11 protein-coding genes are annotated in these 8,145 nt (G+C 39.5%); 7 read left to right on the top strand and 4 right to left on the bottom strand.

Annotation, left to right across the window (positions count from 1 at the left end):
- The 5 genes from QZ138_RS10675 to QZ138_RS10695 form a co-directional block, all read left to right on the top strand.
- On the top strand, positions 1–306 hold a 306-nt coding region (locus QZ138_RS10675), incomplete at its 5' end, for a transposase (RefSeq protein ID WP_292889012.1).
- An 81-nt stretch (positions 307–387) separates the two neighbouring features.
- The gene (locus QZ138_RS10680) at positions 388–882 is read left to right on the top strand and encodes a hypothetical protein (protein WP_292889013.1); all 495 of its coding nucleotides are present in this window, start codon (positions 388–390) and stop codon (positions 880–882) included.
- The gene (locus tag QZ138_RS10685; RefSeq protein WP_292889014.1) at positions 875–1,546 is read left to right on the top strand and encodes a hypothetical protein; all 672 of its coding nucleotides are present in this window, start codon (positions 875–877) and stop codon (positions 1,544–1,546) included. Before QZ138_RS10680 ends, QZ138_RS10685 begins: the two co-directional genes overlap by 8 nt.
- 102 nt (positions 1,547–1,648) lie before the next feature.
- Entirely contained in the window at positions 1,649–2,767 is a 1,119-nt protein-coding gene (gene cofH / locus QZ138_RS10690) for a 5-amino-6-(D-ribitylamino)uracil--L-tyrosine 4-hydroxyphenyl transferase CofH (protein WP_292889015.1), read from the top strand.
- A 10-nt stretch (positions 2,768–2,777) separates the two neighbouring features.
- Complete coding sequence (locus QZ138_RS10695) at positions 2,778–3,350, top strand: thymidylate kinase (RefSeq protein ID WP_292889016.1); 573 nt, start codon at positions 2,778–2,780, stop codon at positions 3,348–3,350.
- Position 3,351: 1 nt separating this feature from the next.
- On the opposite strand, the gene QZ138_RS10700 is transcribed toward QZ138_RS10695, so the two are convergent.
- Together QZ138_RS10700 and priS are read right to left on the bottom strand one after the other, a co-directional pair.
- Positions 3,352–3,609 (bottom strand): hypothetical protein, encoded by a 258-nt coding sequence (locus QZ138_RS10700; RefSeq protein ID WP_292600985.1) that lies wholly within the window; start codon positions 3,607–3,609, stop codon positions 3,352–3,354.
- A 1-nt stretch (position 3,610) separates the two neighbouring features.
- Positions 3,611–4,588 (bottom strand): DNA primase catalytic subunit PriS, encoded by a 978-nt coding sequence (gene priS, locus QZ138_RS10705; RefSeq protein ID WP_292889017.1) that lies wholly within the window; start codon positions 4,586–4,588, stop codon positions 3,611–3,613.
- Between the two features lie 97 nt (positions 4,589–4,685).
- Here priS and QZ138_RS10710 point away from each other — a divergent pair, with 97 nt between their 5' ends.
- Together QZ138_RS10710 and QZ138_RS10715 are read left to right on the top strand one after the other, a co-directional pair.
- Positions 4,686–5,201 (top strand): hypothetical protein, encoded by a 516-nt coding sequence (locus tag QZ138_RS10710; RefSeq protein ID WP_292889018.1) that lies wholly within the window; start codon positions 4,686–4,688, stop codon positions 5,199–5,201.
- An 8-nt stretch (positions 5,202–5,209) separates the two neighbouring features.
- Entirely contained in the window at positions 5,210–5,893 is a 684-nt protein-coding gene (locus QZ138_RS10715) for a type II CAAX prenyl endopeptidase Rce1 family protein (protein WP_292889019.1), read from the top strand.
- 1 nt (position 5,894) lies between these two features.
- Here the strand turns inward: QZ138_RS10715 and priL are convergent, their stop codons facing one another.
- Positions 5,895–7,229, bottom strand: coding sequence for a DNA primase large subunit PriL (gene priL, locus QZ138_RS10720; protein ID WP_292889020.1), 1,335 nt, complete (start codon positions 7,227–7,229; stop codon positions 5,895–5,897).
- A 95-nt stretch (positions 7,230–7,324) separates the two neighbouring features.
- Positions 7,325–7,660: a hypothetical protein gene (locus tag QZ138_RS10725; RefSeq protein WP_292889021.1), complete on the bottom strand. Its 336-nt coding sequence runs from the start codon at positions 7,658–7,660 to the stop codon at positions 7,325–7,327.
- Positions 7,661–8,145: the final 485 nt, after the last annotated feature.

The following is an 8,145-nucleotide window of genomic DNA, read 5'->3' on the forward strand; positions in this document are numbered from 1 at the left end:
TCTACTATCAAGATCTTAATCGGAGGAGAGCAAAACATGATATTTCCTCTATCGCGATTCATAAAAAGACTAAAAGACAAATTCCAACTCTACAAACCCGAAGCAGACGGCGTACAATTCGTAAAACCACACAACACAAGCCGAACATGCCACCACTGCGGACACATAAACAAAGAGTTAAAAGTCAAAACACGCAACCCGGTATGTCCAAAATGCGGAAAAACACTTGATAGGGACACAAACGCAGCAATTAATATTCTAAACCGCTGGTTCAACGGAGATAGCCTGAAAAAATACTTAAATTAACCATTATTAAGTGAAAAATTCAGGAATCCCTATCCTCTTAGGGTGGGGTGGTTCAATTTTCAGAAAAAAGAAGGTGAAAAAATGATAAATGAAGTTATTAAACCAGATATTCCATATATATTAAGTGAAACTACACAAATTGCTTATAGTAAGTTTAAAGCTTTAATCCAGAAAATATTTTCTCTTTTAAAAAGAAACAAAAAAGAAAAAAATATTAAAGAGGAATTCTATGACTCCTATATGGATTTTGCTCGTAAATTAGATGAGGAAGGATTTAAAAATGAATCATATGATTATATGGCCATATGTGCGATGTATTATGATTTGATGGACAGGCCTGCTGAATTGATAAATCATGAAGGATTCTTCAATGATCTTTTCAAGGCTTTTGATGAACTGTTATCTGCAAAAATTAATAATCTGAAAGAATATGATTCAAAATATGATGAATTTTTGTTGTACTGTGGAAAGATGCAGCAATATTATTATACACATATAGCCATGCCTAGTGAATATTATGATAGGGATGTTTTGAATGAAATTACAAATCACTTGTTAGGCGATTGTGATGAATAAAAAAGCATTTTTTGACACTTGCCTTCTTATTGCTTATGTATTCTCTATTAATTCACTTCATCTAAAATCTGAAAGTGCTTTTAATCATTATTCTGAATATTTTTGGTCAAGTAATGTTGTTGAAGAATTTGACAGACGTTTTTATAAAAAACAAAAAAATGTAAGAAGTTTTTTCAATGATTTGGAAAGATATTTGGAAAGTCCAAATCAGGAATTTTACAGGCCTCACGATTTGATTAATTTTGCCCTTAAAAATTACACCGATAGAAAAAAGGATGATGCAAAAAGTTCTGTTGAACCGTTTTGGAATAGATATGTGGGATTTGAATCACAAATTTTGTTTGACGCTATGAAAAATGCAATTTCCCTTTGTTTAAAAGATTTGTCAATTGATTCCAATAAGAATAAATCATTTTTGGAAAGCATCATGCAGACAACACCTCAAAGAACAAATGATTATCCTGATATTGACTTAATGCTAAAAAGTCAGGGGGTAAAAGATGCCGATAGAAGCATTACTTTGGATGGCCATGATTTCGCATGCAATTGTAACGGCCCAATAGATTTTGTAAGTTTTGATGATGAATGTTATATCGGTGCAAAGAATGTTGAATTATTATGTTTTAATTCAATCAAGGGGAAATATGACTTTAATGCATATTAATTCAGTAAAATTTAATTTTGTTAACTAAAACATTAATTTTAATCTTATTGACAGTCAAAAGTAATAGTAACCTTTTTATTTATTCAAATCCAATATAAAATCATGTTTGATAAACTACCCGTTTCCTCTAAAACAGAAAAGATTCTGACAAAATCCCTTGATGAGGAGATTTCCGTTGAAGAGGCAAACCACTTGATGAATATAAAAGGGCACGACCTGTACCCTTTACTTGCAACTGCTGATTTTTTAAGACACCAAATCGTTGGGGACAACGTAACATTCATTAACAACTGCAACATCAACTTTACAAACATCTGTACGGTCAGATGCGGCTTTTGCGCATTCGGTAAGGATGCCGACGACCCTGATGCATATATCCTGAATGACGAGCAGATACTTGAAAAGGCCGAAGGCGCCGTTTTAAACGGTGCACGGGAATTCACACTGATGGGAGGAGTTCATCCGGATGCCGACATCGACTATTACCTGCATCTGCTCACCCTTCTAAAGGACAACTATCCTGACGTCACAATTCACGGTTTTTCACCGACCATGGTGAGGGACGCATGTCTGGCTTCAGGAATGGACATGGCGGAAGGCTTTGAAGTCCTCAAGGATGCGGGTCTTGACACTCTTCCGGGAACTGCAGCTGAAATACTCACCGACAGGTCAAGGGAAATAATATGCCCTGAAAAGGTAAGCGTGGCCGAATGGGTTGATGCGGTCAAGACAGCTCAGGAAGTCGGAATCCAGGGCTCAGCGACAATAATGTATGGGCACGTGGAGACATTAGAGGAAAGGGTAGAGCATATTGACATTATAAGACAGATTCAACAGGACACACACGGGTTTACCGAGTTCATTCCAATGACATTCATGCATGAGTATTCCCCTATATTCATGGAGGGCCAGACAAATCTGGGAGCCACCGGAACACAGGACCTGAAGCTCTATGCAGTCTCAAGGCTGATGCTTAGGGACATTATTCCAAACATTCAGGTTTCATGGGTTAAGATGGGATTCAGGTTCGCACAGGTTTCACTTATTGCAGGCACTAATGACCTTGGAGGCACTCTTGGTGGTGATGAGCTCTCTGAAGCTTCAGGTGCGCCTGATGGAGTTGACGCGTCAATCAATACATTTGCCCGCATGGTCAGGGATTTGGGCAGACATCCGATAGAGAGGAATTCAACTTATACGGAGTTTTACGAAATAGAATAGAGGGCACTTTATGAGGAAATTTATTGTCATCGACGGATTGGACGGTTCTGGAAAGGACACGCAGGTAAACCTCTTGGCCAAGGCCTATGAAAATCAGGGCCGCAAGGTCACCGTGAGATCCCATCCGTGCAGCGACAATAAGTTCGGCCGCAAGTCAAAGCAGGCATTGTTGAAAACCGGCAAATACAATAAGATTAAGGCGACAGTCTATTTTGGGCTTGATGCGATAAGGTCCGTTCATATGTACTGCAGAAATGATGATGTGGATGTGCTGATTTTTTCAAGATATATCCTGGCGGTGATGTATCTTCCCAATGTCGTAAACACAATTGTATACAAGATTGTGGCGTTCGTCCTTCCCACATCCGACTGCATGTTCTTTTTGGACATAACTCCCGAGGAATCCCTCAGAAGAATCGGGTCCCGTGATGAGGAAACCGAAATGTTTGAAAATATCGAATCATTACGGGAAAACCGTGAAAAGTCCCGGAAGTTCACATACAACTGGAATGTGGTTTCCGCAGATGACTCTCCCGATGTGATTTCAGAAAAAATAGTGGACAAGTGCTTCAGCACAGACTAGCTTACAACACTTCTTTTATTCCGTCTGATGTGATGATCATTAGTGAATTCAGGTTTTCAAGAACAAGTGAAACGATCGGATGGGTCTGAATGTCCTTGTGCATAAATATTATCTCATTGCCCACAAGGTCAATCCAGTTCACGTGATAGACTACAACGCCGTTTACGATAAGTCCCAGATATTCGGGAACGAATCTGTTTTCATTTATCTCTTCAAAGTATGGGCTTTTTCTTAAAATCTCTCTTAAAACTTTATCCATTTTATACACCTTTTCTTTCATAAACGAATTTCGGAACCGCCTTGTCGAAGGGATCAAAGCTTTCCCTGTTTTTGACTTCCATGCACTTCATGCTAACCTTTGAGTGAAGTGATGAAGGCAGTCTCAAAATCCTTTTCAAATCGATTGACACCTTGGCGTCGATTGTTGCGAGGTTGACCCTTGCCATTGCATCCACAAGGTTCCTGTATCTTCTGGGGCCGATGTCCTTTTTGAAAAGTCCCCAGTTGTCATTGTCCAGATGGTGTCTTGAGGCGATTATGTCCTTCATGAGCTTCGCATTGATTCCGTCAAGCTTTTCGTTTCCCACCATATGCTGGATGTTGAACTTCACCCTATCTGTGAATATCTTCTGGTATCCCACAGGTATTGTGAAATGCTCGAAGTTAAAGCTCTGGCTTGAAACCTCTGAGTTCATGAACTGTGACTTTGGAACCTCGGCGCCTGCAGCATACTTTAAAACTTCAGATCGAAGCTCGCTTCCCGCAGTCATCATCTCCTCATCCATTATCCTTATGTGGTATCCCCTTCCGGAGTATATCAGATGGATGTTTTTAAGTCCCAGATCGCCTTCGAGAGTATCAATCAGGTTGTTGACTATTTCCAAAGCCTCGCCAAGACAGATTTCACATACGCCGTCACACTGGCAGGACCTTATCGGAATGTCCTTGGCGTCAACATCGAAAATGTATTCCGCCTTAAGCCAGTCCTCCCTTCTTCGGGGGTTGTTGTAGAATGCAACTGAAATGTATGCAGCAAAGGGAGCCTTGTATCTGAGGAATTTTCTTAGGGACTCTGTTCCTCCGAAGACCTTGTACCTGTCGTTGGGTCCGCGTCCGTTGTGGTCAAAACCGAACTCCCTTTTCTTGATGTCCTTGGATATGAAGCCGGGCAGGTCCTTAGGGTCCCATTCCTCACGGTAGTATTGCCTTCGCTCCTTTATTGTAGCTTTGGAAAACATGATAATAGTTATATTCCATAAAGTATTTATTTATTCGCCAAGTGTGCTTTTGTGATTTTGCACACATTATATTAATCAGGACGGATAAAATATCTTCATGGAAGAATTTGTTGAAGTCATTGGAGTTGAGCACTTAAAGACTGTGCTTTCAGGCCTGACGCCTGAGGAAATCGTAAAGCCCGCATATGACAACTGGATGGGCGGAGTTAAAACCGGCCATACAGTACTGAACCTTGAAACAGGTAATGTCTATGGATTGGGCATTGATTTTAATCAGCTTCCATTGGCGGATGAAATATATATAGAGCTCTTTACCATTGAGTCCCATGAAACTCCCGTAAGCGAGGAGGACTTCTTTTCAAAACATGAATATGAGGAGTTTCTGGAGTTCAGCAGTGTCGATCCATGCGAATACATTCCGGATATCATAACCGATTTCTGTGAAATGAAGGGAATTGATGAGTATGAAAGGACCATCGGCATTCTTGCCTATAACTTCGAGAAAAAAGAGCAGTCAAACTATAACATGTGGGAATCAAGGATTCTAAACAAATATTATGATGCAATTTATGAAAACCACAATCCTTTCGAGTTTTCCCAGTCAAGCCTGTAGGTCATATCATGTTGAGCTTTGAAAAGAGGGATTTTCCCTTTTACGATGAAAATCCGAGGATGTCAAAAATAGGATGGCTGGTATTGCTCGTCAGCGTGCCTGTTGCTTTATTTTCATTTCGGTATGTCGATTTTTATACAAATGAGTTTGCGGGAAGCATATGTTTCCTTTTGATAATGCTCATTCCATTGCTTTATTTTTCCGATTGGGACTATTCGCTGTTTTTTAGAAAGCCAACAAAGGACGAACTCATACTTGCCGTCGTGATGTTTTTGGCATTTTTCATCTACTCATTTATAATGTCCAATCTTTTGGATGCAAGCGGTCTTGCAAGCATCGCAAGCGGTGAAGAGAACATTATTTCTATCATCTCATTGGTATTTTCAATGATGGCTGAAGAGCTGATGAAGTTCATTCCCCTAATGTTTCTGTTGAGGGTTTTGTTTAAATACACTTCCAACCGCAGATTATCAATTATGCTGTCGTCTGCAGTTACACTAGTCTTTTTTGCTTTGATTCATTTGGAACCTGGCGTTTCTTTACTGTCAGTGCTTCTGATTCAGGGATTGGGTTCAATATTCCATTTGTATGTATATCTTAAAACCAAAAATCTCTTTGCCTCATACCTGTCCCACCTGATGACGGATGCATTTGTTTTGATAATGGCGATGTTCGGAATCTTTGCGGCTTAAGTTATTCTTCCTTAGGAGCTTCCTTGTCCAATTGGAATTTCTTTCGTCCGTAGCATGACAGCGGGTTGTTTATTCCCTTGCATGACTTGTCCGGATGGCAAAGGTTAGGAAGGTGTATCTTTATTTTTTCACAGCTCATCGGAGTGTACCACTTGGTTTCCCCCTCATGGTTGATGTCGACCCTTTCATGCATTCCGAAGCCCAGTTTTGATATGATGTTTATCTTTTCCTGAGGCTGGTCATCAAAAAGAGGCGGGCTGCAGTTGTCTGCGGCGTCAAAAATCAGAGGCAATATCTCGTTTTCGGTGATTGACAAATCAGGATCCATGTCTGAAACCTTAACTGTCTCATCGGATGCGAAAATCCTTGGATAGAGCCTTGCATATGATGCAAATGATGTTAATAACAATACGATAGCATCGTTACGGCCACCTGATGACACCCCTTCGACGGTTGCCTTGATGCATGGGGGAAAGGCTTCAGGGTTCAATTTTCCTGCCTGAACAGAACCGTAAATTCCTCCGCTTCCGGCATAGTACTGGTTGTATTTGCTGATTTCAGCAGGTATGAAATCCTTCAAATCTTCCCCAATCTTCACGATAGCGGGATGCATCTCCACTCTGGCGGACATCTCCTTGATGCGTGCAAGGTATTCCTCGGTTTTCTGCATCATAAGTCTTGAAAGAATCTGTTCCTTGACGCTGTCTCCTATAAGTATATTATACATTCTCTCAGGGCTTCTGTCTGTAAACTTGTCACCGAAACGGTACAGGAAGTCATCCTGCTGAAGCACGATGTCCCCATCATCGATCAACAGGTCGGTAAGCTTCAGTTTTTTAGTGGCGATCACTTCGCTTAGGGACTTCCAGCCGATTGCCCCGTCGACCTTTACCTCATCAAGCACCTCGTCGATGATTTCGGCCCTTGACATTGGAGGTATCTTTGCAAGACGCTCTAAAATAAGCGCTCCCTGGGATTCGATGAAGAGTCTTGTTTCACGTGAGCCGAGGTTGAACTGTATGGCTATGGCCTGGCACAGTATATGGAATGTCACCACATCCTGGGCATAGAGGTCCTGATTGGTGAGGTATTCGAATTCGGCTTGGGTGAAGTTGGTGTTGTTCTTTTTCTCGATTGCCCATAGAATTCGTTTCATGCATAAATCATAGAGTGATTTTGGAATCAGGGAGTCGTCTGAAAACTTCTGGTTGGTTGTGCGGATGCATATGTCCATCAGTGATTCGTCTTCATCAAATATCTGACTCAAGTCCCCGTATTCCCGGATAATGAGTCTTCCTTCATCGGATAGTGGATTTATGAATGAAACTTCTGCCATGCTTTTAACTCTTTATTTTATGTTTTAAATAGCTAACTCATATGTAAAATCAATTTGATTTTAAAAAAATTAACAGAATAAGGATTGGATAACCCTTATTTACTTTTGTTTAGTTGAGCTTTTAAATGCTTAATTTCAGCTTCAAGACCACTAATTATTCCGTTTGCGGATGCGTTGGCTTTTTCGAGGTCGTTGATTTTGCCGTTTGCGGATGCGTTGGCTTTTTCAAGTTCTGAAACTTTGTTTTTGAATATTTCAACTGATTCGAATTTTTCAATTGATTCCTGACTTGTATTTTCATTTAACATATATATTGCCTCCAGATATTCATTTTCTTCATCAAAATATGCATCAATCATAGCGAATAAAACAGAATATAAAGTAGATTCCATTTTTTGAGATAATTTATCTGAAATTTCGCAATAAAGCATCAAAACCTCTTGTGTTATTATTTGTGTCTTGTCTCTTGGAGCAAACAAAACAATAATCGCAGGTTTAATGCATCTTCGCTACTGATGTTTTCTTGTTGTTTAATTATTTTTTTAACATTATTTAACTTTATTGTGCAAGAATTCTCCGGCTTCTTTAAGCCGGGGGATGAATTGCACATTTTAGTGGGTTAGTGTCTATATTTTTTTTATGTGGATGGAGTGATGCGATTACTTTTCAAATGCTCTCGGATAAATGCCATATAATATGTAGGTTTATAATATGTAATATAGAAAGATGGAGGAAAACTTCAATAAGTTAGTTTTTTTCCTTTCTTTTTTTTTAAGCACGGTTTAAAAGAATATATTCTAAAAAAAACAATCCTTTTAGTGATTATATTTTTTTTTAGTCATTAGGACGATGTTTTTTTTAGGATTTTTTTTATAATTTTAATAAAATGTAAAAAAAGATGTTGAATATGTGTGAT

It is taken from the genome of Methanobrevibacter sp. UBA212, assembly GCF_905233225.1.
In the GTDB taxonomy this organism is placed as follows: domain Archaea; phylum Methanobacteriota; class Methanobacteria; order Methanobacteriales; family Methanobacteriaceae; genus Methanocatella.